Below are 24,379 nucleotides of genomic sequence, written 5' to 3' on the forward strand. Positions count from 1 at the left end.
CTCAACACAGCAAATGAACCAGCCCTTGCCGGCTGGTTTTTATTTGGGTGCTAATTTTGGTTCGCGGCTGCGCCAGCCGCGAGGCATCTAACGTGTTACGGTAATAGATAATTGTATAGAGGGACAGCAGCGCTGATATTTCACTATCCAAGGTACTCAGTTAATGGCCTATAAATGTTAGGTCTTTCCTTGGGAAGATGATTAAGGTAGGCAGCTTCTGGGAAACTCAAGGAGTTTGATGAGTCGTTTCTTTCCAGGGCGACGATAGTTAAGATCACACCCCTGAGCTTTGGGTTTTTAAGTTATTTTCAATAACAGATTAGGGCCTAGGGGCGATCGCACGAAGTAAGAATTTGTTAAATTGATACAGGATTTAGATTTGACGTTTTAATACGACTTTATTAGGCTTTTGGAGCAGAATCTGCAATCCTGATAGAAATCGATTGTGTGAATAGGGTTGTCAAAGGTGGCGGTTGACTTGCTATTCAAACTTCACTTGGCGAGTCAACGATTTCGATTTTTGCCCTTTGTTTTAGAACACCAGAGGTATCTCAAATGTCAATTCGCCTTTACGTTGGTAACCTTTCTAAGGATCTAGAGCGGCAGGAGTTTGAAAACGTTTTCGCTGATTTTACGGCTGACTTGGTCTCTGTCAAGCTAATTGCTGACAAAAAAACCGGGAAATGCCGGGGATTTGGCTTCGTAACCGTAAAGACCGACGAAAAGGCTGATGAAGTTGTAGAAAAACTGAATGGCCAGATGCTAGCAGAACTGCCCATTAAAATTGAAAAAGCGCTGCCCCGCACCAAGCCCGAGGGTGAAGCAGAAGCTCGTCCCAGTGGCGAACCTTCCGGCAAGCGACCGGCTAAGGGAAGCACTCGTAAGTCTTCTACTCCAGCGGCAGCTGCTAGCACCAGTGCCTCGGTTCAGCCCGATCCTCGCTGGGCCGGCGAATTGGAGAAGCTTAAGCAAATGCTGGCGACTCAAACGACCTCCAGCTAATCCTCTCTGGAAGTTACCCACAATTTTTATATCTAGGCCGTAGGGAGCGTTGTCTCTACGGCCTTTTTAATGAGTGGCCATGCTCGAGATCAACATCGATTGGTCTGGGTTTCAGCTACCTGTTTCAGGCGGCGCAGTTGAGCAGCCATGTCTCGCTGAGTCCAGCCAGCAGCAACCCAGTTAAACCCAGCCTGTATGACGGGGTTGGGAATCTCAAACTCAAACCGGTTCAGCAACCGGGTTCCTGCTGGCTCGGGGGTACATTCCCAGCGATCGCGACCGTCAAAAAATCCTTCAAATGCCCACACAATCAGGCCTGGCTGACGCTCAACCACCGTACTCACCAGCGCAGGTTGCCACAGCGGCACCTGAATCACAAACCGGCTTTTGGCTCCCAGCTCGGTGCTCCAGTCGCCGATCGGGTCGCAGCGTAGGGCTGGGTTGAGCCAGCGGTGCATCAGGTCTTGACGAGTCAAACACTGCTCCACCTGGCTGGCGCTAGCGCTAATGGAAATGCTGTGTTCAAAGACACGACGAGTAGACATCTCAATGGACTCCTGAGAGAATCAGCCCGGGTGTAGGTATCAAAATCCTCAAAAACGTGTATTTTTGGGAAGTTTCTATCGTACTTGCCCTGGGCGGTCTCGTTTTTAAGCTGAAGCGCTGGTTCATGGAATGACATGATTTGGCTGTCAGTTTATTTGCCTGTAGTGAATGGCCAACAGTCGAGATCGCGCAACGGCCCCCTGCACAATGCTCTTTCAGGATGCTCCCAACTGCAAGGATCATGATTAATTTTTTATCGCTAACACTGCTTCAGGTGACTGAGCCTGGAGTTCAACCTGCCGACCCTGGACCGCTGACTAACCCTGTGGAGTCTCCCAGCCGCTTTGTGCAAGAGGCTTCTGGGCAACTGGGGAGATTTTTACCCAGCTTAATTGGGGCGATCGCACTGCTGCTGCTGGGCTGGCTTATAGCCACGGTGGCGGCTCTGGTGGTACGCAGTCTGCTGCGGCGTACCGACCTCGATAACCGCCTTGCCAACTGGGCTCTGGGTCGCCCGTCAGATCAGCCCATACCGATTGAAAAATGGGCATCGACCCTCGTGTACTGGGTGATTTTTCTGTTCGCCATTGTGGCGTCGCTCAACGCCCTTAACCTGTCTGGGGTGTCGACTCCGCTCAACAACTTTCTCGACCAGATCTTTCTCTACCTACCCCGTATCGGCGGTGCGCTGCTACTGCTGGGGGTGGCCTGGCTGGCGGCGACTCTGGTGCGATCGCTCGTGGTCAATGGCCTAGGTCGCTTTAATCTAGACGATCGCCTAGCTCAGCAGACCGGCTTAGAGCAGGGCAGCTCTCCGGTCGTGCTGAATGAAACCATCGGCAACGTGCTGTACTGGTTCATTTTGCTGCTGTTTATTCCGCTGATTTTGAGCGCCCTGCAGCTACCTGGGCTGTTGGCCCCGGTAGAAGGGCTAATTAATTCTTTCCTTCAGGCCATTCCCCGCATTGTCACCGCCGGAATCGTTCTAGCCATCGGCTGGGTGATTGCGCGAATTGTGCGCGGCGTAGTGACCAATCTGCTGATGGCCACCGGAGTCGATCAGCTCGGTCGCCGTCTGGGGCTGCAAAGCGGCACGTCGGGCGTTTCCCTCTCCAGTCTGGCCGGTACCTTAGCCTACGTGCTGGTGCTCATCCCCGCTGTGGTGGCCGCCCTCAACGAGCTTGATATCGAGGCCATTTCGGCTCCCGCCATTGGGATGCTAGAGCAGATTTTGACCGCAATTCCCCAAGTCATTATGGCGGGGGTTGTGATCGCTGCGGCCTACTTTGTAGGGCGCTTTGTGTCCGACCTGGTTACCAGCTTGCTACGGGGAGCTGGCTTTGACAACATCCTGGGCGTTTTGGGGTTGCCAGACCTAAATCTGGCCACAGGGGCCACCACGGTACAGCCTGGGCTTGATGCCGAAGGCCGTCCCATGACTACGGTGCAGACCCCAAGCCGCACCCCCTCAGAGATCGTTGGCATTATCACCCTGGTGGCGATCGTGCTGTTTGGGGCCGTGACCGCCACCGAAATTCTCAATTTCGCCGGTCTGACGGAGATTGTGCGGGCGATTCTGCGCATTGGCGCACGGGTGCTCAGTGGCGTGGTTGTCTTTGCGGTGGGCCTCTACCTGGCAAATCTGGCCTTTCGCCTGGTCAACGCCATGGGCACCGGACAGGCCAGGGTACTGGCCCAAGCGGCTCGCATCGCCATCTTGATCTTTGTGGGGGCTATGGCCCTACAGCAGATGGGAGTGGCTCCCGACATCGTCAACCTGGCCTTTGGCCTATTGCTGGGGGCGATCGCAGTGGCGATCGCGATCGCCTTTGGTCTGGGTGGGCGCGACGTCGCCGCCGACCAACTGCGGGAGTGGCTCGCTAGCTTTAAACAGCGCCAATAATCTTCCTAACCACTACTACCAACACAACCAGTTTAGGCCGGGGGGTTGACCCCTCCGGCCTTTTCGCACGTTAGTATGTTTAACTCAGCCTCAACAAATCTGCTTAAGGGGCTGTAATCCATAGCCAGAGGCATCTATGGACAGCAAAGACTGGGCTTAATGCCGGGTCTAGAGGACAGATAGCAGAGCCAGGAAAACCCTGAATTGGGTAACCGAGAGTCACTTTCAGGGGAGTCTTAAAACAATGGCCACGGTAGAGCGGCGCAGTGGTAAACCAGCTGCCAATCTCAGCGATCCTCAGTACTACATTAGCCGCGAGCTGAGCTGGATAGAATTTAACCGACGGGTGCTCCATGAAGCCCTAGACGATCGCACTCCACTGTTAGAAGCGCTGAAGTTTTTGGCAATTTTTAGCACCAACCTAGACGAATATTTCATGGTGCGGGTAGCCGCCCTCAAGCAGCGGATCGAGGCCCAGGTGACGCGGCGATCGCCCGATGGGCGATCGCCGCAAGAACACATCGACGATGTCAGCAAAGCGCTGCGCCCCATTGTCGAGCAGCAGCACCAGGCCTTTAGCACTGAACTCAGACAGCAGATGGCCGACCAGGGGATCTGGCTGCTCGACTATGACGAGCTGACAGCCGCTCAGCAGACCTACTGCCGCGACTACTTTGAAGAGCAAGTTTTCCCGGTTTTAACCCCTCTAGCCGTCGATCCAGGCCATCCATTTCCCTACATTTCGAACCTCAGCTTAAACCTGGCGGTCGTAGTGCAAGACCCCCATACCCAGCAGCCTCACTTTGCCCGAGTTAAAGTGCCTCGAGTGCTCCCCCGGTTTGTTCCCCTACCAGAACCGCAGGGGGAAGAAGTGGATAGTAAAATCTATCGCTGGCTAGGGGTACCCCTCGAACAAATCATTGCCGCCAATTTGTCCGCTCTTTTCCCCGGCATGGTGGTGCAGGAACACTATTGCTTTCGCATCACCCGCGACGCCGATCTAGCAGTCGAAGAAGACGAAGCCGACGACCTCATGCTGGCGGTTGAGCAAGAGCTACGTAAGCGTCGCCGGGGCGGGTCAGCGGTACGCATGGAAATTCAGCGTTCCACCCCAGGCCCGGTGCGAGCCATGCTGACAGAAGAACTGGACCTGGCCGAAACCGATGTGTACAACATTGACGGGTTGCTGGGGCTAGGAGACCTAATGACCTTTATGTCCCTACCCCTGCCTGACCTCAAAGCCCCCAGTTGGACAGCCGCCGTGCCCCCTGATCTAGAGCGCCTCAGCCCGCCAGGGGTAGACGACGACGACACGACCCTCGAGACCGCCGAAGATCTGTTTTCGCTGCTGCGGCGCCAGGAGCAGCTAGTGCACCATCCCTACCACTCATTCTCAGCAACGGTGCAACGATTCATCACTCAGGCAGCCCACGATCCTCAAGTGCTGGCCATCAAGATGACGCTGTACCGAACCTCTGGCGATTCTCCCATTGTCAGCTCCCTGATCTCTGCCGCAGAAAACGGCAAACAGGTGACGGTTTTAGTCGAGATCAAGGCCCGCTTTGACGAAGAAAACAACATCAACTGGGCCCGCAAGCTCGAACAGTCAGGAGTGCACGTCGTCTATGGCCTGGTGGGGCTTAAAACCCATTGCAAAGTCACGCTGGTGGTGCGCCGTGAAGGACAGCACATTCGGCGGTACTACCACGTTGGCACAGGCAACTACAATCCTAAAACCGCCAGAGTTTACACCGACCTCGGTTTACTCAGCGCCCGAGACGATGTGGGTGCCGATATCTCTGAGCTATTTAACTATTTAACCGGCTATTCCCGCCAGCAGGTTTACCGCCAGTTGCTTGTCGCCCCCATAGCTATGCGCCAGCAATTGGTCAGCTTAGTCGAGCACGAAATCGCCTGCCAGAAAAAGGGAAAGGGGGGCCGCATCATCGTCAAGCTGAATTCTTTGGTAGACCCGGATTTAATTGCGCTACTCTATCGGGCTTCCCAGGCAGGCGTCTCAATTGATTTAATTGTGCGGGGCATCTGCTGCCTGCGGCCAGGGGTACCGGGAGTAAGCGACAATATTCGCGTCATCAGCATTGTGGGGCAGTTCCTAGAGCACTCTCGCATCTTGTATTTTCAGCAGGGGGGAGAGGAGGTTGTGCTCCTAGGCAGCGCTGACTGGATGCCGCGCAACCTCAATCGCCGGGTGGAGGTGATGGTGCCCGTTATCGACCCAGCGCTGCAGGGAGAGCTCAAGGCTATTCTCAATCTGTGCCTGGAAGACAACCGGCGGGCTTGGGATCTGGCAACCGATGGTAGCTACCGCCAGCGCCGCCCTAAGGCAGACGAGAAGATCCGCAGTGTTCAGGAGCAGCTGATGGCAAATGCTGCCAAACCCTTAGCCGAGTGAACGGCTCCAGCGAAATACTACCACCCCTAACCCTGACAGCAGCGTCATTCCCAGCAGCCCGGCGAGGGGGTTACCGCCTAGGCCAGTTACCCAGGCGGGGACGACACCAGTGGGCTGAAGCAAATTACCCACCTCAAGCATGTAGTAGCCCCATACCAGCCCAGCATGGAGACCTACCGGATGGCCTAGCCCGGTTTTGTTGACTCCTACTGGTATGCGGCGGGCCCATCCCAGCACGAGACCTAACAGCAATAGCCCTGCTAACTGAGGCAGCAGGGCCAGAATCGCATCGAGGGGTTTGATAAAATGGGCGATCGCAAAAATTAGGCTAGTTGCCCCTAAAGCCGTCCCCGGTGACCAACCCTGCTCCAGCTCCCGTAGCAGCCAGCCTCGGAACAACACCTCTTCTGACCAGCCAACAGCGGTAGCCGCCAGAGCCCCAATCAAGGCGGTTTGCAACAGACTAACGCCCCGCGCACCATCCGCGTCCAGCACGGCCCAGCCTAAAGTCAGCTGCACTACCGCCAGTAGTGCCAGGCTCACTGCTCCGATCAGAGCACCTGTTGCCATGCCCTGGCCCAATTCTTGGCGGCCAGCGAACCCGATTTTTGCCCAGGGCTGCGTTTCAGCCCGCACCGCCCGTTCCCAGCGGGGCAGCACCAGCAAAAAGACAACGTACAGCAGAGCAGTAGGGAATAAATCGCCCCCCGGCAACAGGCCACGTCCCGCCAAACTATACAGCGGCAGAGCAAAGGGCGCCCAGAGCACCACCACAATTAGCAAAAAGACCACCACCCGCACCAGCGGCGGATAACTGGCCAGCTTGGCCCAGGGAAGCTTAACCCCAGACAAGTTACTCATCTGGCTCAATGGTGCTAGTCAACCCCAGATTGCACAATCCCTCGCTGTAAAACTCAGCATGTTCGAGGGCACAGGTGATTACCAGAGCTACCCCAGCGGTGTGGGCCTGCATCATGATGTCAACGGCCTGAGGCATCGTCAGACTCGGCACCACCTTTAGCAGTGATTCCACTACATGCTCCATTGAGTTGAAGGTGTCGTTGTGAAGCAACACTCGGTAGCGAGGCGCAGGCTTGCGCACTGTGGATGTCGTAGTCCGCTCGATGGTTTCAACTGACACAGTAATACCTCCTTGCGAAGCTCCAAGGCGAAGATTTTCAAGAACATCCTTGCCCAGGCCAACTTTCCCATCATAAAACTTCACGATGGTTTTAGCATGACACTAGAGGCAGGCTTGAAAAATCTCAACCCGCCCTACCCAGTTCACGGCTTCTATAACTTAGTACAGCAACTGTCCGACATTTAGGCCAGTGAAAGAGGATAAGACCATGGGTGCGCCAATCCAGCCTGCTCAAAAATTCCAGCGATCGCCCAATACGGTGGGTACCATAGAAAACAGTTGACAGACGCTACTGTCCCCTTCGTTTTCCTGTTGGATCGTCCATGACTCTGGTTACAGGCCAAATTGTATTTTTAGAGTGCCGCCAAATCCGTCTTTATGCTGAAGTCATTCAGGTGTTAGCACTGCGCCCCACGGGCTGGATAAGGCCTTTGGCGCTAGTTAGCGAAACTGAAGCGATCGCCTTAGGAGCAGATTTCGACGCCACGAGTCTGATGGCTACTAAACCAGCAGTACCCGACATGCTCTGGCCCCTAGAGCAGCTGCAACCCGCCCTAGACACCGACGTCATCCCGCTGCTAGCTAGTCTCTCGGCCAAATCCACGGTCTCAGCAGCCGCACTACCCCTAGACTCTGACCGCAGGCATTTAACTGTCAACGAGTTTGTGCAGTGGCTGTGGGCCGATCGCCAAGCCTCAAACCCCAGTAACCTCTAGGACTAGGCAACAATCCGGACAGCTTCTGTAAAGCTTTCATAAAGATACTAAGGCCACCTTAGGGAAAGTCCTGAGGTGGCCTGAAAATGCTGGGAATCTGGGTGGTGGTCTAGGCCTCGGCCACAGTTAAACGCTCGCTCTCATTAGCTAGACACTGAATGCTGCAGCGACTCACCGTATACTCCAAATCCCGGAACCAGCCGAATGCGGCCTTCGTCCATTTCGTACATGAGCAGCTCTAATGCTTCGGAGTCGCCAATGGGCAAATACCCTAGGCGGGACAGTTCAGCATTAATACCCTGCTCAATATCAGGGGTCAGCAACCCACTGTGGAGTGCTTTTTCTACCAGTCGACGAATGGAAAATGTGGGGGCCATGAACCATTACCTGAGCGTGATTTCGTTACTGTCCATTGTCAAGCTTGGCCACGCTGTCGCCAGTGATGACACCCCAAATAAGTTGTGCACTCTACCACGGTAATTCGTGATCCAAATCACAAAATGATTCAACCGTTGGGGATATGTTCAGTAGATTCACGGAAGCACAGAATCAATCAGGTCTGAATCTATATCAAGATATGACCAACTATGCCCCTAGACATACCCAGGCCGGTCTGATTCCGATTATCGTCTTCGTATGGCAGGCTGGCTCTAAATAGTTTTTAACATTATCCATAATCTTGGAGTGTACGAATATGCAGACTATGACTAAAGAAATGGCTATTTTTCAAGCCCAGGGCTCCCTCAATGCGTCCAACGCCCACGACTTCCATTCGTCTTTAATGCAAAAGATTCAGTCTGACCGGACCGATGGCCTGTTCGTAGACATGAGCCAAGTCGAGTCGCTCGATAGCGCTGGGCTGATTTCTCTGGTGTCGGCTCTGAAGCACGCTCGTCAGCTCCAAAAGCGCCTCTGCCTCTGCTCTGTGCCGCCCGCTATTCGCATTGTGTTTGAACTTACTCAGCTCGATCGCGCCTTTGAGATGGTGGATGAGTTGCCCGTAGCCGCTTAATTTCAGTCTTAGCAAAGCTCACTCCCGCCTCGCTATAGTATGGTGGTCATGCTTGCGAGCGTTTGGGGCAGCTAGATCGTGTCTGTATCAATTAACACATTGGTGAATGCCGAGGTTTCTCGGCCGGGTCGCTATCTAGGTAATGAGCTTGGTGCCGTTCACAAGCCCTGGGATGGGGCTAGCGTGCGCTGGGTGCTAACTTATCCTGAGGTCTACGAGGTTGGGGCCTCTAACCTGGGTCACATCATTCTCTACAGCATTTTAAATGCTCAACCTCGACAGCTGTGCGATCGCGCTTACCTACCCGCATCTGACCTCGCCGCCAAGCTCAAAGCGACTCAGACGCCGCTGTTTGCGGTGGAGTCGCAGCGATCGCTGACCGACTTTGACATCCTGGGTTTTAGCCTCAGCTATGAGCTAGGGGCCACAAATATTCTCGAAATGCTATCGCTGTCAGGCATTCCGCTCACCTGGCAGGAGCGCGACCAGGCCGGAGCCTTTGCCCCTGAGGCAGGGTCCTGGCCATTAATTTTTGCCGGTGGCCAAACGGCCACCTCTAACCCTGAACCCTACGCCGACTTCTTTGACTTTGTGGCTCTGGGTGACGGTGAAGAGCTACTGCCCGAGATTGCCCTGGTGATGGAAGAGGGCAAGGCGGCTGGCCTGAGCCGAGAGGCCCTACTGCTCGATCTAGCCCAGGTGCCAGGGGTCTACGTGCCTCGGTTCTACGATATGGCTGACGATGGCTCGGTGCATCCCAATCGGCCCGATGTACCCGCACGGGTGCTGCGCCGGGTAGCTACCCCCATTCCGGCCTATGCCATGGGCTTGGTGCCCTACGTCGAAACGGTCCACGATCGCCTAACCGTGGAAATTCGGCGGGGTTGCACTCGGGGCTGCCGCTTTTGCCAACCCGGCATGCTGACGCGCCCAGCCCGGGATGTGGAGCCAGAGGCCGTCATCGACGCCATTGAAACCGGCATGCGCAAGACCGGCTATGACGAGTTTTCGCTGCTGTCGCTGAGCTGCTCTGACTACCTGGCTCTGCCAGCGGTGGGGGTAGAGGTTAAAAATCGCCTCAAGGACGAAAATATTTCGCTGTCGCTGCCCAGCCAGCGGGTTGACCGCTTCGATGAAAACATTGCCAATATCATTGGTGGCACCCGCCTCACTGGGCTCACCTTTGCTCCCGAGGCGGGCACCCAGCGCATGCGCGACATCATTAATAAAGGGTTGACCAATGAAGAGCTGCTGCGCGGCATCAAAACGGCCCACGAGCAGGGCTGGGGCCGGGTCAAACTGTACTTTATGATCGGCCTGCCCGGCGAAACCGATGCCGACGTCCTAGGCATTGCCGAAACCGTGCGCTGGCTGCGCCAAGCCTGTACCCAGTCAGGACGACGCCCCCTGGCTTTTAACATCACCATTTCTAACTTCACCCCGAAACCCCACACCCCGTTTCAGTGGCACTCGGTCTCGACAGAGGAATTTTCGCGCAAGCAGCGGCTGCTGCGGGAAGAATTTCGAGCCCTGCGCTGGGCCAAGGTCAACTTTACCGACGTGCGCATCTCGGCGATGGAAGACTTTGTCGGCCGAGGCGATCGCCGCCTAGCCGCCGTAGTGCGCCGCGCCTGGGAGCTGGGGGCTGGCATGGACAGCTGGTGGGAAAGCTTAGAAACCGCCTTTAAAGCTTGGACCCAAGCCATTGACGAAGCTGGGTTAACCCTAAAGTATCGCCAGGTAGACCAAGGCGAATGGAATGTGATGGACACGGCCAAGGGTGCTAGCAACCTGGATACCCCCCTGCCCTGGGATCACCTCGACACCGGCATCGACAAAGCCTGGCTTAAAGAGGACCTACACCGCGCCCTAGAAGAGGCCACAGTTCCTGACTGTTCCTTTGAAGGGTGTAGCCACTGCGGCGTGTGCGGTCCCGACTTTGGCCACAATGTGGTGGTGCCGCCACCCCCCATTCCTGCCTTCCTCGGCCACAGCCAGCCCAGCGCTGAGCGGGTGCAGCGCCTGCGAGTGACCCTGGGCAAGCTGGGGTCGATGGCCCTACTTGGCCACCTAGACATGGTGCGCCTGTTTGATCGCGCCCTGCGGCGAGCCGGGCTGCCCATTGCCTTTACCGGCGGTTTCCATCCGGGGCCGCGTTTGTCGCCCGCCAACGCGCTCCCGCTCGGGGCCACCAGCAGCGGCGAAGTAGTGGATTTTGAGCTGACTCAGGCGATCGCCCCTGCCGATTTTCTTCAGCGGCTAGGGGCTGAGCTGCCGCCGGAGATCCCGCTCTACGCCATTGCCGAGGTGCCCCTAGATGGGCCTTCTGCCACCAAAATCCTCGATCAGGCTGAATATTACCTACAGGTAAGTCTGGAAGACGCCAGTCTAGCGGCTCCAGCTTGGATCGCCTGGACCGAGGCTGTTTTGGCGCTCGATGAGGTGCTGTGGGAGAAGAAAACCAAGTCTGGGAAGATGCAACTCATTAACCTGCGAGAGCGCCTGCACGAGCTAGCGGTGGTTAGCCCAGACCATCCTCTACCCGTAGGTCTGGAGTATCCTAGAGATAGCCATGGAGTCTGGCTTAGAGCCGTGGGCCACTGTCGCAACGATGGGAACCTGCTGCGCCCAGAGCACGTCGTCTCCATGGTAGAAAAGGTGGCTAACCAGCCGCTAGCGTTACAGCACGTGCATCGCAGCCGACTCATTTTCCTTTAGAAAAACCCCAAGGGGGCACAACCATGGACGGAGCACCAGGCCATTCACCACGGGTATCAGTGAAGGGGCAAATCTGGGACTCTAGGGCCCAGGCTAAACCGAGGGTGTCTCGGCGGCTCTGGTTGGCGATCGCCGGGGCAGGTCTGCTGATGGTAGGGGGTGCTAACCCGTCCCAAGCACAGTCGTCGGAGGCCTGTACCGTTCCAGAAAGCGGGGAAGTAGCCATCATTGATGCGGCCTGCTGCCCAGACGAGCTACTTACTAGCTACTGGCCAGGGCGATCGACCGAACTCAACCAAACGTTCTGTCAGCTATTAATGTTTCCCACCGCGTCGTTAGGCAACGGTGACGACTTTACCGATCGCATTGTCGATGGTTCGCTGTCTAGCGATAGTCGCCGCGCTTCCCCGACCAGCATGACCCTGCCCAGCCTATGGTGGAATCGCGACTCGCTGACATCGCACCTGGGCGGACGACGTCTGGTGGAATCTTGGATTTCTTACCAGATTGAAGACTCGGGCACAACGGTGGTCGACGTGATGGTCAACCCCCAAATGTGGTCGGTGCTGACCTACAACGAGCGCTACGCCGTGCTTAACCAGTTCGGCACAGCAGCCCGGGACTTTGGGCACAACCTCCGCTTCTTCCAGGGCAATTCTCGCACCTCCCGCATGGCAGGGCTTTACGCCTGTGATTTTGTCGACCAGCCAGGGCTGCCTTTGGACTCTGAGAACAACGTTTATGCCTGCTCGGCTAACTTAGACTCGGCGTTGATTGTGCAGCTTCAGCGCAACCTAGTGGCAGAGGGAGAGCGCCGCTACCAACCCGCCCCCACGGCCCAGGCCATAGAGCCTAGCGAAAGCCCATAGACTAATAGACTGCCAAACCAAGGATACAGGTTAGGAGAGTTCAGGCTTCAAGATTCACAACCAACCTTGAACCTTACACCGTAGACCCTGAACCCCAGATGTTCGAGCCTGTCCCATGAGCTAGGCGCGCAAGCTTTGCCACAGCCGACCATAGCGCTCTTCAGCTTCGGCCTTGAGGGGAAGGAGAAACTCGCTCTGGTCAGCGATCGCCGGAGTCAGCACGATCTCCGGCGGCGTTTGCAGGGGCTCGGGTCGTTGCTGCGGGTCAGTCCCCCATAGTAAGGGCGAAGTAGTGTGGCCAAAGATGGCGAGTTGGGTGGCAAAGTCATCCCCCAGGCAAAAATTGAGCCAGTCGACCGCGACCGGAGCAGGGGCGGGCACCGGCTGGGGCCGGACCCAGAGTTGGGCACTCAGCAGTGTTCCTTCGGGGGGCACCGCGACAGCTAAATGGCGGTACTGGCGCAGCAGCGGCAGTACGTCGTCTGACCAGCCCACTACAGCGGTCGCGTCGCCAACGATCAAACTCTCAAGATAGTAATTCGAGTCGTAGGTTCGCACCTGCTGGTGCAGCTTGGCTAAGAAGGTATCTAAGCCTGAAACAGCAGCTGGGTCTGGGCTGTTAGCGGAGGCCCCCAAGGCTTTTTGAGCCAGCCCCAGCACCAGACGGGGATGGTCGGGCAGCACCAGACGGCGCGCCAGTTCAGGCCGGAGCAAGTCGGCCCAGGTTTTGAGCTGAGCGGCCTTGCGGGGTAAACGAGCGGGGTCGTAGAGCAGCACCAGGTGGCTCCAGCGGTAGGGCACGGCCCAGATGCTGCCCTCGGGGCTGGGGATGCCGCTGCGATCGCGGCGCACCAGCTGTGGCCAAACCTGATTCAGGTCTTCCCAGCGGGGAATTGCCCCTACCTCAATCGGCTGCACTAGCTCCTGACGAATGGCGGGAGCCAGCCAATAATCGGCCAAACTCACCCAGTCGGCCATCGGTGCCGCTCCTTCTTTCTCACCGTGCCAGTCTTGCAGCAGGCTGTACAGCCCCAGCAGCGACTCTTGCGGCGTCACCGCCACGCTGCTGCCCCGCTCCGGCAGCTGCTGAAACGCTTTGAGCAACTGAGCGGGCACCGAGTTGACCACCATGGCCAGCCGCAGGTTAGCAGCACTGGACCGCTGGCAACCGGCCAAGAGCGTAGCCAGGGTCAACCCGCTGGCCCCCGCTAAAAAGCTGCGACGATTCATGAGCATTTGGCCCCCGCGCCCCCTTGCCAGGGGAGAATACTGATCTAAACCATAGCGCTTTAGTCTACGCCCATGAAAGCCGTCCGCGATATTGTCAATGTCTCGATTACCGTTATTTTGGTGTCGTTTATTGGTCTCAGCCTGGCCCGGCTGGTGTACTTTTTTCTCCACAGTCAGCAGATTATTTAGAGCAATGCTGTGCCTAATCTGGATGAGCCCCCTGCGCTCAATGAGCCTTCCCTAGATGAAGTTAAGGCAGCCCGCGATCGCATTGCCCCCTACATTCGGCACACGCCTTTGGTGCCTGCGATCGCAATCAAGCAGCCTATCCCCAGCTGCCCCGACCTGTGGCTTAAGCTCGACTGTTTGCAGGTGACCGGGTCTTTCAAGGCCAGAGGGGCGGTGAACACCCTGAAAAGTCTTTCGGCCGCTGACCTCCAGCGGGGCATCATCACCGCCTCGGGGGGCAATCACGGGCTCGCGGTGGCCTATGCAGGCTGGCTGGCTCAGGTGCCTGCCACCATTTATCTGGGCAGCAACGTGCCCCCCGCCAAGGCCGAGAAGCTGCGGCAGTGGGGAGCGCAGGTGGTGTTTGCAGGCAGCGACTGGGACGAAGCCAATCAAGCGGCCATGACCGTGGCCGCCACCCAAGGAATTTCCTACATTCACCCCTTTGATGATCCGCAAGTGATTGCCGGGCAGGGCACTCTGGCCCTAGAGATTTTGGCCGACCTGCCCCAGGTCGACACACTGCTGGTGGCCATCGGCGGCGGTGGTTTGATCAGCGGCGTCAGCCTGGCGGCTAAGGCGCTCAAGCCCAGCATTCGCATTGTGGGCATTGAGCCGGTAGGCGCACCCACTCTAAAAGCCAGCGTCGAAGCGGGCAAAATTCTTGAGCTAGAGGCCACCCCCACCCTGGCCAACACCCTGGCGCCCCGTAAGACGGAACCCCTAACCTTTGAGATCGTTCGCCGTTACGTGGATAAGTTTGTGCTGGTCAGCGATGAAGCGATGGTTGAGGCCTGCCGCTGGCTGTGGTTTGAGCTGGGGGTAGCGGCAGAGCTAAGCGGCGGAGCAGCGATCGCCGCCCTGATGACCAACCAATACCAACCGCAGCCCGGTGAAGTGGTCTGCGCTTTGATCTGCGGTGCGGGGACAGCAGGACTATAGACTAAGCCACCACAGGACCCAGAGTGGACGAGATCCGCATCGCCAGCTCGGTCAGGTTGTCGCTATCGGTGCAGAATTGCTCGGCGGCAGGGCGAGGCACCCCGGCCCCGACCAAATATTCCACCAGCAGGTTAAACAGCATATCTTCGGCCAGCTCTCGCTGGTCGGCCCAGCCCCGCTGCTGGTAGTGCAGATACTCTTGGCAGCGCAGAGCTAGGTCGTGATAGGTGGCATTGCTGGTTAAAAACTGAAGGCTGCTAATAATCATGGCGACCTCAGAACGCAGGTTAGCCACAGTCTAACGAAACCGCCCTAACGAAGCGGCCATCAGGCTAACCGATCGCCCTAAACACCACCGAGAGATTGTTGGCAGGCATGGCGATAGTTTCGACTAGCGCCAGTCCGTGGACTTTGGCGGCGGCCACCACCGCCTCTAAATCGCGCACGCCCCACTCAGGATTTTGGGCCTGCAAGCTGTCGTCAAACGCAGCGTTGCTAGGGGCGGTATGCTGCCCGTTCTGTTTGTAAGGCCCATAAAGATACAGAATACCGCCGGGCGGCAAAATTCGCCCCGCTGCCGCTAGCAGACCCAAGCAGGCAGCCCAGGGAGCAATGTGAATCATGTTGATGTTGACCAGAGCGGTGATGGGGTGCTGCTGCAAGTCGAGTTCTGGGAGCAGATCGCTGAAGTTTTCAGATTCGACTGGCCATAGGGGAGCCGCCGCATCTAACGCGATGGGTGCATGCAGGTTTGCGGCAGGAGCGGCCTCTCGCCAAGCGGCGATGCTAGCTCGGGCACCGGGGTCGAGGTCTGAGGGCAACCACTGCCGAGGCGCGAGGTGGGGCGCAAAGAATACGGCGTGCTCTCCGGTGCCGCTCGACACTTCGAGCACGGTGCCGGTGGGGGGCAGCACCCGCTGGAGCACCGCTAAGATCGGCTCGCGGTTGCGCTCGGTGGCAGGGGCATAGCGACGGGCATCGGGGGAGGTGAACATAGCAATGCCTAGGGCGAGGTGAGAGCAATCAGTGTCTGGTGAGAGCAAGCTTTGCCCATGCTACAGAGATACTGCATTGCTCAAAGTTTACCTGTTCTTGCCCCAAGGCTACTGAGATAGGCCTTCGCCTGTTGCCAAAGTTTTTTTGCGGGACGATCGCTTGCGCATAGACGCTCTTGTGTAGCCGATGGCTTGAATTTCGTCACTGTTTGGCCCAAACTGTCCGACAACTGACTGCTTCATGGCCAAAACGGCATTGTGAAATTCCCACTCGGCCGCGCGGGCGCGATCGCGGGTAGCCTTGAATCTCGCTTCCATCACAACTTCGTCTTGCTGGCTCTGCCGCATGGCCTGGTAGGCCTGCTGCAAGGTTTGATGCGATGCCTCTGGCCGCATGGGCACATAGTTGGCGATCACTCTCAGACTGTCTAAAGCTTGAATATCTTGGGCAATGCGCTTGGGCGCAAGGCGACGAGTCGTGTCGGTCATGGCGGCTGAGGTGGGTTAGTGAAAATGGGGCAAAACGTACCACGTAGCCTCGCGCCGTCTTGCCTTAGATTCACAATGCCCAGTTGGTAGGGGATTTGCTCAAGAAGAAACCCAGTTGTGGCGGTGAAAAACGGCTCTGGAGGCGATCGCAACGCTATTGCAGCCAAGGACAACGGCGTTGTGACCGGTGACAACAGCGTTGCAGGAGATGACAATTTAGTTGCAGCGAAAGCAATAGCGTTGTGAGCCGATCGCGTTGAGTTTGCGATCGCAATAATGCTGTTGCAAAACCAAACAATGGCCCTATCGCTAGAGCCATGACTCTACAGATGTCACCGGAGGGGTAAAGCAAAGCGGAACCCAACAGTAGCAAGCCTGCTGGGTTCCGCTGGTGCTCGGTTCAACCTACAAAAACACTAGGGCCTTGCAACCCCTCGCCTGCGGGTCATGACGCTGATATATTCGCCACTGCGGCCAGTGGGGATGGGTTCTGACCAAGCGATGCGATCGCAGTAGCCCAGCGAAACCAATGGTTAATGCCATCAATGAGTGCATCATGGTCGCCGAGCAAAATATGGCGCAGCGTTTCTTGCCGATAGGTTGGCAAACCAAAGGTATCGGGGCGGCTGCCCTCTGGCATGTTGTCTAAAAACATTCGGTTGTCTCCGTTTTCAATTAAGAAAACGGGGAACTATTCAGATCCCTCTATTTCAGCAAACCGAGAGACCGGATCTAGAATGATGCCAGTCGTCACTGTTTACTCGGATAAGTTGTGACGATTAGGGAGCTTGAGGAGGTGCAACTCCCCAAGCTCCCGTCTGAAATCATTCCCCGCAGCAATAACGTACCGGAAGTACGTCATAAGTTCAACCGTATTGACTGAGCGATATATCAAAGTTTTGTGACGACTTTGATATGTGAAATAGCCGCTAGAGACTGGTTGATAGCTACGAACTAACCCAGCTTAGTTGGGAGCCAAAGCGGGTGCAGTGAAGCAAGCATTAATAAATGCGGAAGGTTTCTTGTAATCGCTCCAAATTGGAATAATCTTCGGAAAGCATCTTAGTGAGCTGCCCAGTTTAGGTTGGATATATAGGAACTGTCGGTTTGTCTACCTATTTTTTGGGTAAACAGACCGAAATGTTGCCTCGATAAGATTACTAACCCCAAATTGCTATAGACAGTAATTAGAAACTTTCTATCTGTCTTCGGCATCAGGCTAAAGCCTGCTGGCAGAAGGGTACTTTGCTTCACAATGATCAGTGAGCGATCTACCAATGAACTATTCCTAGTTAACTTAGTCACTTGTAGTATTAGCTTGAGCCACAGAGGTAGTCATGTTAAAAAAGAAAATTCAAATTAGAAGGCTGACAGTTGGCACAATTTTCAAGCTTGTATCAGTTGGGTTTCTCCTATCAATTGGACCATTCGTCGTTCTCATGGGAGTACTTAGTTTATTTGGCTTTTCAACTGTGACAGTAGATGATCAAGCCGTAACTGGGTTATCTGGTTTAGTCACGTCGCTCTTCCTTGCAGTTCCCTTGTGGTTAGTTTTCACCTTCGTCTTTGGGTCGTTTATCTCACTGGGACTTTGGCTATTCTCAAGATTTAAGCCATTTGTAATTTATTACTATGAGTACGAGCGCTCGCCCGTAGGTTGGGTTGACAAAGGAAACCCAACAGCTCCTTAGCCAACTACCTCACCCGCTTCAGCAAGCGTCAGCTAACCCCTATACGCTCTGAAGGCTTCGTCGTTAGGAGGGACACCTGGGCATCTTTGAAGAAGCCACAGCTCTCTGTGCTTCGTCATTTCACGCTCCAGGTGTTATGAAAACAGTTCGCCCTGACTCCCTAACGGCCCAGTTCTACAACGATGGCCTCGTCATTTTTCTGTATGACGACCAAAGCCAAGCAGCCATAAAAGCCATAAACCCCTCCATTCTCGAAGGGTACGGCAACAGCGACATTAACTCTGAGCTTTTTGAGGTCGCAGAGAAAGGTCTTCTCGTCGCTTATGAACTGCGTCAAGACGACGAGATGGCCCTTGAAGTGGTCATCGGAGACCCTTTGAACGATCAAGAGCGTGAGGCTGTGGGTATCTACCCCCACGTACAACGTGCCTATCTCAATCTGCCCTCTGGAAAACTGGCGATCGAAGGCTATGGCAATTTCCGGCTTTCCCCTGACTTCGACCCTAACGAGGAACCAGGAGCACTACTCGATGTTCCCCCCGGCGAATACATTGTGAGTATTTACAGCCTTGTCGGTTGTACTGAAGAAGAGCTTGAAGAGTCGACTAAACCTAACCACCTGTTTGTGCTAACTCCCCTCAGTCAAGCTGAACCACTCGCAGAGCGAAAGCCACTACTGCATGGTCATTGAAATCCATGCACGGTTTTCCAAGCTATCAATATGAGCGTTACGGCCAGAGTTATTTCACACTGCGATCGTGCGTACAGAAGTTATTAGCAGAAGTGCGAGGTTGTCACTGCCGCACATCTTTAACGTCATGCAGCTTGGATTCCTAATGGTCGACGAAAAACAGGGCACAGCTTGGCTGTGCCCTAAACCTTAAGCTCTGACTTAACACTTAGTATTAGCGGTCACCTGCATGGACAGGAGATCCGGTGGCTCCATAGACACCCCAATCCCGAATGCCTTGTTGACTCAGCACCGATTCAGCCGATTGAATCTCTTGCTCAGTGCCCTCTAGTAGCACCAGATAATCGTCGTTGTTGTACACGCGATCGTTGTAATAGTCGGCGCGGTCTTCGGGTATGCCCCAACCAATTAATGCGCCCAGCAAGCCACCGCTGGCGGCCCCAATACCGCTACCAAGCAGAGTATTGGCAAGTAAGATACCAGCCCCCGCGACCGGCCCGACACCAGGAATCGCCAACACACCTAAGCTACCAATTAAACCAATAGCACCACCGGTCAGGGCACCGGCCGTTGCACCAGCACCGGCACCGTCTTGAGTCTGCTCAGGCTTGGTCTTATCGGGGTCGAAGTCTTCATCAGGGGTTAGGTCACCCAACCCTTCTCCAGATTTGGCCACCACTGAAACGCGGTCCATCTGAAAGCCTGAATCGCGTAGCTGGTGCAGGGCTTGCTCAGCCTCCTGACGAGTCGAAAACAGGCCAACGGCACGGCTGTGTCGAGTAGATTGACTATCAGTCGTTCCCATAAAACTTTTTTCCAGTGAGGATTGCAACGGCAAAGTCTGTGGCACACGCCACGGCTTGCCTACTCTATCGTTGCTAACCAAACGCTTGAGCACCTCGCTCAATGGCTAGAGACAAAAAGTACCTAAGGGCTAGACTTTAGCTCTTGCGGTAGCAAAGGAAAATGCAGCTAACCATATTGCTGAAACGCCAAGCGAGCCGCTCCGGCCATACCCGCCTGATTGCCCAACTCCGCCACCAACACCTGCATCCCCTCACGAGAGCTAAGCAACACGCGGGTCTCCAGCTCCGCCAGGGTCGTCGGCAAAAACAGCTCCGCCGCCGCGCTAATGCCGCCACCGAGAATCACCGCCTCTGGGGTCAGCACGTAGACCAGGCTAGCGATGCCCGCACCCAGCCAGCGACCGTAGGTTTGCCAAAAGGCGATCGCATTCTCATCCCCCGCCTTGGCCCGGTCAAACAACGCCGCTGGGTTCAACCCCGTCTCTCGCCGAATTGCCTGCACCGAGCAGTGCTGCTCCAGCGAGCCTCGGTTGCCGCTGTTGCAGGGTGGCCCCTCAGGGTTGAGGGTAATCAATCCCAGTTCTCCAGCGGTGCCGTTGCGGCCCACAAATAGCTTGCCATCGAGAATTATCGCGCCGCCGACCCCCGTGCCCAGGGTGAGGGTCAGCACATCCTTAAAGTTGCGCCCGGCCCCCAGCCACGCTTCCCCTAGACCGGCACAGTTGGCGTCGTTGGCTACCGTGACCGATCGCCCCGTCTTCGCTTCTAGCGCATCGGCGATCGGCACATCATGCCACCCAGCTAAATTAATGGCGACGCGGGCAATCCGGCCAGCGGCATCGGCGGGGCCGGGGGTGCCCACGCCAATGGCGACTGCTTCGCGGTTGGGGTCGAGGGATGCGATCGCATCGGCGATCGCCGCAATCACCAACTCTGGGGTGGCAGGCTGAGGCGTGGGCACAGCAAATTCGGCTAGGCAGTGCCCCGTCTGGGTAAAGCGCCCCAGCTTGATCGCAGACCCACCCAAATCAACGCCAATTACCTGCCGCTCTGTCGTGCCCATGGCTAAACCAACCTTGCAAAATCATGCCAGGGCCATTGTCTCAGATTGTCTAAGGTTTATTTTTGCGCCTAAAGCCAGCCCTTAAGCCGATAGATGCCCATGCCAATGTATTCCTTAAGGGCGCGGGTGAGGTAGTGCAGGTTCTCAGTCTGGGGCACCAGTCTCAGAGCGCGGCCCTGCCAGGTAGTCAGCCCTGGGTCAGCAGGGTCTTGGGCCACATGAAAATCGGTCGGCGCGGGGATGGCCTCAAACCCCTGCTTTTTAAAAATTGCCAGGGAACGGGGCATGTGCATCGCGGAGGTCACCAGCAAAATGCGCTCAATGCCGAGATTGGCCAGCAACACCTGGGTGTAGGCGGCATTCTCAAAGGTGTTGAGCGAGTCGGGCTCAATTAACATGGCGCTGGGCGGCACCCCCAACGCCTCGGCTAGCTCAGCCATATCGGCGGCCTCAGAACGGCTCTGCCCCTGACCCCAGGTAATGCGCCCGCCGCTAAACACCAGCAGCGGTGCCTTGCCCTCCAGATAAAGCCGCGCCCCGTGCAGCACGCGATCGCCCTCTTCAGCCACATCAATCCAGGGCCGAGGCGGAAACTTGGGCTTAATTGCGCCCCCCAGCACCACGATCGCCTCTGCCTCGGGCAAATTCACCGTGTCTTGGTAGCGCGACTCTAGCGAGCGAATCACCGCCGTCGAGACCCAACTATTGCTGCTCACCAGCAGCAGGGCTAGGGCCAGGGCGATCGCCCCCGCGGCCCACTTGGGCCGTCGCTGGATGCAGATCAGCGCCACCACCAGCAGCACACAGGCCAACCCCAGCGGATAGATCAGCAGCGGCAGCAGCTTCGACAAAAACAAAAACATCTCCGCCCTATTCCCTCATGCCCACCTAAATCTTCGAGCCCTATCGGGCAAACCAGGATAGCTCCTCGTGCTACCCTTCACTCCGTTTCCCCAACAGCTCCCGCAGCTCTTCTAATAGCTGCTCCTGCTCCGTTTGCAGAGTTTCTAACCGGCCCATAATCTCACTCAACCGCTCATCCCCAGCGGCTAGCTTCGGCGGCTTAGCCCACTGCCGCACCAACAGCCCAGACACCGCCCCAACTATCCAGCCACCAAGCCGAAACGGCAGCTTGACGAGGGATAGCCAAAAGCCCTCGGTGAGACGGGCGATCGCACTCCACAACCCCGCAAACAACAGTAGACCCACCACAACCAGCACCAGCGCCACCAGCGGATGCCCCACCAACCAGCCCATCAGCGGATGCTCCACCAACCAGCCCTGCACCGGCCTCAGCAGTGCCGACTGAGCCGCATCTCCCCAAGCATTCGTCCAGGTATCCGTCAAACTCCCCATACTGTTTTGCCTGCTCGGTAGCCCACCCACCCCTTACTCATCCACCCATCTACCCATCCACCCATCCACTCCCCCTAAGGCGCTGGAGCCACAGGTGGCGTCCTCTGCGGCTCCGGCGGCTCCGGCGATCGACTGGCCAGCAGCCACCAGCCCAGCAGCCCCAGCAGCAGAGCCGAACCCGACACTGCCAGCACCCAGCGGGGCACCCCTCGCGGCGGTTTCCGTTCCGCCGGGGTGGACACAAACTCGTCCTGGGGAAGGTTTTCACCGTAGAGCTTGGCCCCAGCGGGGATGGCTGATTCCCGTTGGGCACCCGCGCCAACAGGAATGTCTTGCCCCGTCTGCGCAGGAACCAGAAGCTTGTGCTGCATCAGCACGACGGCGGTGTTGTCGTGGCCGTTCTTCTGGTTGGCCAGCTCAATCCACGAGGCCACCGCCGAGTCGAGGGTGACAATGTCCTTAATAATTAGGCCGATGTAGTTGGCCCAGGCATCTTCGATGCGGTAGTTGTCGCTGAGGCCATCGGAGCAGAGCAGCAAAATTCCCGTTTCGTCGAACACAAACCGCTGAATGTGGGGTTGAAGGTGGTCGCCGCTGCGGGTGCCGAGAGCCTGGGTGAGCGCTCCGGCATCGCTGCGCTCTAGAGCGTGGGGCCAGGTCTGGCGACAGGCGATCACCTCGCGTCCGGCAATGTCATCGTCTACCGTGAGTGGGTGGCAGTAGTCGGGAGTAATCCAGTAGGCGCGGCTATCACCGACATGGGCCAGGTACACTTCATTCACCCGTCCCAAGCCATCGTCGGTCTGCACCCGCTGGGGAATCACCACCGCCATCACCAGGGTGGTGCCCATGCGCTGACGACCGGCCCAGCCGTGGTTGTCGTTTTGAAAACTGATCAGCTCGTTGACAATGCGAATCACCGCCTCAAGCTGCTGAACGACAACCTGAGGCGGCAGTCCCCGCAGCTCGTTTTGGGCTTCGGCCAGCAGCGCTTGCAGCTGAATTTGCAGTGCCTGCACTGCTAGCTGGCTGGCCACTTCGCCGCCGTCGTGGCCCCCCACCCCATCGCACACCATCGCTACTTGCATGGGGGCAGCTTCGCTCTGGGTGCCCAGGGGCCAGCAGGCATCTTCGTTGCGGGGCTGCGTTGGCCCCTGAGCCGTAGCTCCAGATAGGGCAATCCGGGTGGGCACCAGAGCCGCCTGGCGCAGCAGAATTTGGTTGAGTTCAAGCGCTACGGTGTCGGGGTCGACGGCATCGGCGTCAATGCGGTTGATCAGCGATCGCAGCGGCTCTGACACAGACAGATGCAGGGGAGACAGAAGCGATCGCCACAGCTCCACTAAATCCGCCAGAGTTGTCGGGTCCCCGTCAGATTGCAGCTCCACCAGCCGCAGCCGCCAGCCATCTACCCGCAGATTACCAGGCACGAATAAGCTCCTCGCCAAGCCCAGGTTGCCCAACGTTCCCCACAGTTCCCAAAGCTGCCACAGCCAGTTGGCCTGGCGCAGGGGTGAAGCGCTAAACAGCCCGCCCGCCAGTTCCGGCAATAGCTCCCCCGCCTGAAAATGAATCGGAGCATTCTCCAACAGCAAAATCGGCGGTGCTCCAGTCCGCTCTAGCACGCCATATAGTCCCGGCACATGCAGCCGATGGGGGTGCGCCTTGAGGTAAGGCAGCGCCTCCCCAGGAAAGGTATCGGGAGCACTGGGCCGCTGGTCAGGCTGGGTGTCGAGCCAAATGCGCGGGCCCACTATCCGATAGCGCTGACCCACTAGCTCATCGACCGGCAGGGTCTCAATATCAGTGCCGATCACCCAGAGGTAAGGTTTATAGCGGGAGGGACGGCGCTCAACACGGTTCATAGCGTTTACGGGCGGGTACAGGCACGCGGTAGAGGCAAAGATCTAATCTATTAAAACAACGTAATTAAGCCCCCAAAAGGCCTGAGGCTAAAGATAGATTAATCCTAGAGGATAGCGAGACATTCAGAAGGGTAACCTGGGTTGGGTTTCGTGGATCAGCAATCTCGGCGGGGGCCTGAGTTGGGCCCGTTTCTTTTAGGCTTGACTTTTCTTGTGAGCTGCTATGAACTACCCTCTGTTTTGGGCCATTCTGGGGGCCGTCTTCTGCCTCATGGAGTTATTTTTGCCCACGGGCTTTGTGGAGTCCACCCTGGGTTTGAGCGCTTTTATCGTGGCCTTTGTGGCCCTGGGGGTGCCCTCCTTTAGCTTTCAAATTGTGGCTTGGGTGGCGCTGTCTCTCGTGCTGATCTTCCTGCTGCTGCGGTTTGTGCCCAAGCGCACCCCCTACAGTCTGCAAGAGTCGACCGAAGCCCGAACATTAACCGCTATTGCCCCCGGCCAAACCGGACGGGTCATCTACGAGGGCAACTCCTGGCAAGCTCGCTGCGACGACGAGACCATCACTATTGGGGCTGATCAGCCAGTGGTAGTGGTTAGGCGTAAGGGCAATACTCTCTATGTCATCCCGGAAAGCGCGCTGAGAGCTTAGGTGGGCGAGCCCCACAGGGTTACCAATCACTACCGCAAATCATTTGAGGAATTA

At 56.8% G+C, this 24,379-nt stretch carries 25 protein-coding genes; 11 read left to right on the top strand and 14 right to left on the bottom strand.

Features of this window, described 5'->3' with window-relative positions; genetic code table 11:
• Positions 1–555 precede the first annotated feature (555 nt).
• Positions 556–1,002 (top strand): RNA-binding protein, encoded by a 447-nt coding sequence (locus tag H6F75_RS09380; protein ID WP_190751445.1) that lies wholly within the window; start codon positions 556–558, stop codon positions 1,000–1,002.
• Positions 1,003–1,091: 89 nt separating this feature from the next.
• On the opposite strand, the gene H6F75_RS09385 is transcribed toward H6F75_RS09380, so the two are convergent.
• Positions 1,092–1,547 carry an SRPBCC family protein gene (locus H6F75_RS09385; RefSeq protein WP_190751447.1) on the bottom strand — a complete coding sequence of 152 codons (456 nt, stop codon included), beginning with the start codon at positions 1,545–1,547 and terminating at the stop codon, positions 1,092–1,094.
• Positions 1,548–1,789: 242 nt separating this feature from the next.
• Between H6F75_RS09385 and H6F75_RS09390 the strand changes: the two genes are divergently transcribed.
• Entirely contained in the window at positions 1,790–3,451 is a 1,662-nt protein-coding gene (locus H6F75_RS09390; protein ID WP_190751449.1) for a mechanosensitive ion channel, read from the top strand.
• A 244-nt stretch (positions 3,452–3,695) separates the two neighbouring features.
• Entirely contained in the window at positions 3,696–5,864 is a 2,169-nt protein-coding gene (gene ppk1, locus H6F75_RS09395; protein ID WP_190751451.1) for a polyphosphate kinase 1, read from the top strand.
• On the opposite strand, the gene H6F75_RS09400 is transcribed toward ppk1, so the two are convergent.
• Both H6F75_RS09400 and clpS read right to left on the bottom strand, forming a co-directional pair.
• Positions 5,853–6,725 carry a CPBP family intramembrane glutamic endopeptidase gene (locus H6F75_RS09400; RefSeq protein ID WP_190751453.1) on the bottom strand — a complete coding sequence of 291 codons (873 nt, stop codon included), beginning with the start codon at positions 6,723–6,725 and terminating at the stop codon, positions 5,853–5,855. The two genes, ppk1 and H6F75_RS09400, sit on opposite strands and share 12 nt — an antisense overlap.
• The gene (gene clpS / locus H6F75_RS09405; protein WP_190751456.1) at positions 6,718–7,005 is read right to left on the bottom strand and encodes an ATP-dependent Clp protease adapter ClpS; all 288 of its coding nucleotides are present in this window, start codon (positions 7,003–7,005) and stop codon (positions 6,718–6,720) included. Before clpS ends, H6F75_RS09400 begins: the two co-directional genes overlap by 8 nt.
• Before the next feature lie 323 nt (positions 7,006–7,328).
• Here clpS and H6F75_RS09410 point away from each other — a divergent pair, with 323 nt between their 5' ends.
• The gene (locus H6F75_RS09410; protein ID WP_190751458.1) at positions 7,329–7,721 is read left to right on the top strand and encodes a hypothetical protein; all 393 of its coding nucleotides are present in this window, start codon (positions 7,329–7,331) and stop codon (positions 7,719–7,721) included.
• A gap of 143 nt (positions 7,722–7,864) precedes the next feature.
• Here the strand turns inward: H6F75_RS09410 and H6F75_RS09415 are convergent, their stop codons facing one another.
• On the bottom strand, positions 7,865–8,098 hold the full coding sequence (locus H6F75_RS09415; RefSeq protein ID WP_190522619.1) for a hypothetical protein: 234 nt from the start codon (positions 8,096–8,098) through the stop codon (positions 7,865–7,867).
• A gap of 317 nt (positions 8,099–8,415) precedes the next feature.
• On the opposite strand from H6F75_RS09415, the gene H6F75_RS09420 reads away from it, so the two are divergent.
• The 3 genes from H6F75_RS09420 to H6F75_RS09430 all read left to right on the top strand — a co-directional run bounded on the left by H6F75_RS09420 (position 8,416) and on the right by H6F75_RS09430 (position 12,320).
• Entirely contained in the window at positions 8,416–8,733 is a 318-nt protein-coding gene (locus H6F75_RS09420) for an STAS domain-containing protein (protein ID WP_190751460.1), read from the top strand.
• Between the two features lie 78 nt (positions 8,734–8,811).
• Positions 8,812–11,451, top strand: coding sequence for a TIGR03960 family B12-binding radical SAM protein (locus H6F75_RS09425; protein WP_190751462.1), 2,640 nt, complete (start codon positions 8,812–8,814; stop codon positions 11,449–11,451).
• A 23-nt stretch (positions 11,452–11,474) separates the two neighbouring features.
• On the top strand, positions 11,475–12,320 hold the full coding sequence (locus H6F75_RS09430; RefSeq protein ID WP_190751464.1) for a hypothetical protein: 846 nt from the start codon (positions 11,475–11,477) through the stop codon (positions 12,318–12,320).
• A 120-nt stretch (positions 12,321–12,440) separates the two neighbouring features.
• On the opposite strand, the gene H6F75_RS09435 is transcribed toward H6F75_RS09430, so the two are convergent.
• The gene (locus H6F75_RS09435) at positions 12,441–13,550 is read right to left on the bottom strand and encodes an extracellular solute-binding protein (protein WP_190751466.1); all 1,110 of its coding nucleotides are present in this window, start codon (positions 13,548–13,550) and stop codon (positions 12,441–12,443) included.
• 198 nt (positions 13,551–13,748) lie between these two features.
• Here H6F75_RS09435 and H6F75_RS09440 point away from each other — a divergent pair, with 198 nt between their 5' ends.
• Positions 13,749–14,720 (top strand): threonine/serine dehydratase, encoded by a 972-nt coding sequence (locus tag H6F75_RS09440; protein WP_347710629.1) that lies wholly within the window; start codon positions 13,749–13,751, stop codon positions 14,718–14,720.
• A 1-nt stretch (position 14,721) separates the two neighbouring features.
• On the opposite strand, the gene H6F75_RS09445 is transcribed toward H6F75_RS09440, so the two are convergent.
• The 3 genes from H6F75_RS09445 to H6F75_RS09455 all read right to left on the bottom strand — a co-directional run bounded on the left by H6F75_RS09445 (position 14,722) and on the right by H6F75_RS09455 (position 16,204).
• Complete coding sequence (locus H6F75_RS09445) at positions 14,722–15,015, bottom strand: hypothetical protein (protein WP_190751468.1); 294 nt, start codon at positions 15,013–15,015, stop codon at positions 14,722–14,724.
• A gap of 37 nt (positions 15,016–15,052) precedes the next feature.
• Positions 15,053–15,715 (bottom strand): DUF938 domain-containing protein, encoded by a 663-nt coding sequence (locus H6F75_RS09450; RefSeq protein WP_190751470.1) that lies wholly within the window; start codon positions 15,713–15,715, stop codon positions 15,053–15,055.
• Between the two features lie 108 nt (positions 15,716–15,823).
• Complete coding sequence (locus H6F75_RS09455; RefSeq protein WP_190751472.1) at positions 15,824–16,204, bottom strand: hypothetical protein; 381 nt, start codon at positions 16,202–16,204, stop codon at positions 15,824–15,826.
• Between the two features lie 117 nt (positions 16,205–16,321).
• Here H6F75_RS09455 and H6F75_RS28460 point away from each other — a divergent pair, with 117 nt between their 5' ends.
• Complete coding sequence (locus H6F75_RS28460; RefSeq protein WP_277874246.1) at positions 16,322–16,450, top strand: hypothetical protein; 129 nt, start codon at positions 16,322–16,324, stop codon at positions 16,448–16,450.
• A gap of 199 nt (positions 16,451–16,649) precedes the next feature.
• On the opposite strand, the gene H6F75_RS09460 is transcribed toward H6F75_RS28460, so the two are convergent.
• Positions 16,650–16,859 carry a hypothetical protein gene (locus H6F75_RS09460; protein ID WP_242019828.1) on the bottom strand — a complete coding sequence of 70 codons (210 nt, stop codon included), beginning with the start codon at positions 16,857–16,859 and terminating at the stop codon, positions 16,650–16,652.
• Positions 16,860–18,031: 1,172 nt separating this feature from the next.
• Between H6F75_RS09460 and H6F75_RS09465 the strand changes: the two genes are divergently transcribed.
• Positions 18,032–18,586 carry a hypothetical protein gene (locus H6F75_RS09465; protein WP_190751474.1) on the top strand — a complete coding sequence of 185 codons (555 nt, stop codon included), beginning with the start codon at positions 18,032–18,034 and terminating at the stop codon, positions 18,584–18,586.
• Positions 18,587–18,800: 214 nt separating this feature from the next.
• On the opposite strand, the gene H6F75_RS09470 is transcribed toward H6F75_RS09465, so the two are convergent.
• The 5 genes from H6F75_RS09470 to H6F75_RS28465 all read right to left on the bottom strand — a co-directional run bounded on the left by H6F75_RS09470 (position 18,801) and on the right by H6F75_RS28465 (position 23,676).
• On the bottom strand, positions 18,801–19,391 hold the full coding sequence (locus tag H6F75_RS09470; RefSeq protein WP_190751476.1) for a general stress protein: 591 nt from the start codon (positions 19,389–19,391) through the stop codon (positions 18,801–18,803).
• Positions 19,392–19,558: 167 nt separating this feature from the next.
• On the bottom strand, positions 19,559–20,455 hold the full coding sequence (locus H6F75_RS09475) for an ROK family protein (RefSeq protein WP_190751478.1): 897 nt from the start codon (positions 20,453–20,455) through the stop codon (positions 19,559–19,561).
• A 68-nt stretch (positions 20,456–20,523) separates the two neighbouring features.
• Positions 20,524–21,318 carry a YdcF family protein gene (locus H6F75_RS09480; RefSeq protein ID WP_190751480.1) on the bottom strand — a complete coding sequence of 265 codons (795 nt, stop codon included), beginning with the start codon at positions 21,316–21,318 and terminating at the stop codon, positions 20,524–20,526.
• Between the two features lie 70 nt (positions 21,319–21,388).
• Positions 21,389–21,811: a hypothetical protein gene (locus H6F75_RS09485; RefSeq protein WP_190740704.1), complete on the bottom strand. Its 423-nt coding sequence runs from the start codon at positions 21,809–21,811 to the stop codon at positions 21,389–21,391.
• A gap of 74 nt (positions 21,812–21,885) precedes the next feature.
• A complete protein-coding gene (locus tag H6F75_RS28465) occupies positions 21,886–23,676 on the bottom strand; it encodes a protein phosphatase 2C domain-containing protein (RefSeq protein WP_190751482.1) in 1,791 nt (596 codons plus the stop codon).
• A 223-nt stretch (positions 23,677–23,899) separates the two neighbouring features.
• On the opposite strand from H6F75_RS28465, the gene H6F75_RS09495 reads away from it, so the two are divergent.
• The gene (locus H6F75_RS09495; RefSeq protein ID WP_190751484.1) at positions 23,900–24,325 is read left to right on the top strand and encodes an NfeD family protein; all 426 of its coding nucleotides are present in this window, start codon (positions 23,900–23,902) and stop codon (positions 24,323–24,325) included.
• Positions 24,326–24,379: the final 54 nt, after the last annotated feature.

This window comes from Nodosilinea sp. FACHB-131 (assembly GCF_014695395.1).
GTDB lineage: Bacteria > Cyanobacteriota > Cyanobacteriia > Phormidesmidales > Phormidesmidaceae > Nodosilinea.

Excerpts from the sequence above, each read along its gene's own strand:
- H6F75_RS09480 (WP_190751480.1), bottom strand. The coding sequence starts at position 21,318 with ATGTTTTTGTTTTTGTCGAAGCTGCTGCCGCTGCTGATCTATCCGCTG.
- H6F75_RS09410 (WP_190751458.1), top strand. The coding sequence starts at position 7,329 with ATGACTCTGGTTACAGGCCAAATTGTATTTTTAGAGTGCCGCCAAATC.
- H6F75_RS09450 (WP_190751470.1), bottom strand. The coding sequence starts at position 15,715 with ATGTTCACCTCCCCCGATGCCCGTCGCTATGCCCCTGCCACCGAGCGC.
- H6F75_RS09435 (WP_190751466.1), bottom strand. The coding sequence starts at position 13,550 with ATGAATCGTCGCAGCTTTTTAGCGGGGGCCAGCGGGTTGACCCTGGCT.
- H6F75_RS09400 (WP_190751453.1), bottom strand. The coding sequence starts at position 6,725 with ATGAGTAACTTGTCTGGGGTTAAGCTTCCCTGGGCCAAGCTGGCCAGT.
- H6F75_RS09495 (WP_190751484.1), top strand. The coding sequence starts at position 23,900 with ATGAACTACCCTCTGTTTTGGGCCATTCTGGGGGCCGTCTTCTGCCTC.
- H6F75_RS09460 (WP_242019828.1), bottom strand. The coding sequence starts at position 16,859 with ATGTTTTTAGACAACATGCCAGAGGGCAGCCGCCCCGATACCTTTGGT.
- H6F75_RS09485 (WP_190740704.1), bottom strand. The coding sequence starts at position 21,811 with ATGGGGAGTTTGACGGATACCTGGACGAATGCTTGGGGAGATGCGGCT.
- H6F75_RS09385 (WP_190751447.1), bottom strand. The coding sequence starts at position 1,547 with ATGTCTACTCGTCGTGTCTTTGAACACAGCATTTCCATTAGCGCTAGC.
- H6F75_RS09420 (WP_190751460.1), top strand. The coding sequence starts at position 8,416 with ATGCAGACTATGACTAAAGAAATGGCTATTTTTCAAGCCCAGGGCTCC.
- H6F75_RS09380 (WP_190751445.1), top strand. The coding sequence starts at position 556 with ATGTCAATTCGCCTTTACGTTGGTAACCTTTCTAAGGATCTAGAGCGG.
- H6F75_RS09390 (WP_190751449.1), top strand. The coding sequence starts at position 1,790 with ATGATTAATTTTTTATCGCTAACACTGCTTCAGGTGACTGAGCCTGGA.
- H6F75_RS28465 (WP_190751482.1), bottom strand. The coding sequence starts at position 23,676 with ATGAACCGTGTTGAGCGCCGTCCCTCCCGCTATAAACCTTACCTCTGG.
- H6F75_RS09455 (WP_190751472.1), bottom strand. The coding sequence starts at position 16,204 with ATGACCGACACGACTCGTCGCCTTGCGCCCAAGCGCATTGCCCAAGAT.
- H6F75_RS09430 (WP_190751464.1), top strand. The coding sequence starts at position 11,475 with ATGGACGGAGCACCAGGCCATTCACCACGGGTATCAGTGAAGGGGCAA.
- H6F75_RS09465 (WP_190751474.1), top strand. The coding sequence starts at position 18,032 with ATGAAAACAGTTCGCCCTGACTCCCTAACGGCCCAGTTCTACAACGAT.
- ppk1 (WP_190751451.1), top strand. The coding sequence starts at position 3,696 with ATGGCCACGGTAGAGCGGCGCAGTGGTAAACCAGCTGCCAATCTCAGC.
- H6F75_RS09475 (WP_190751478.1), bottom strand. The coding sequence starts at position 20,455 with ATGGGCACGACAGAGCGGCAGGTAATTGGCGTTGATTTGGGTGGGTCT.
- H6F75_RS09415 (WP_190522619.1), bottom strand. The coding sequence starts at position 8,098 with ATGGCCCCCACATTTTCCATTCGTCGACTGGTAGAAAAAGCACTCCAC.
- H6F75_RS09470 (WP_190751476.1), bottom strand. The coding sequence starts at position 19,391 with ATGGGAACGACTGATAGTCAATCTACTCGACACAGCCGTGCCGTTGGC.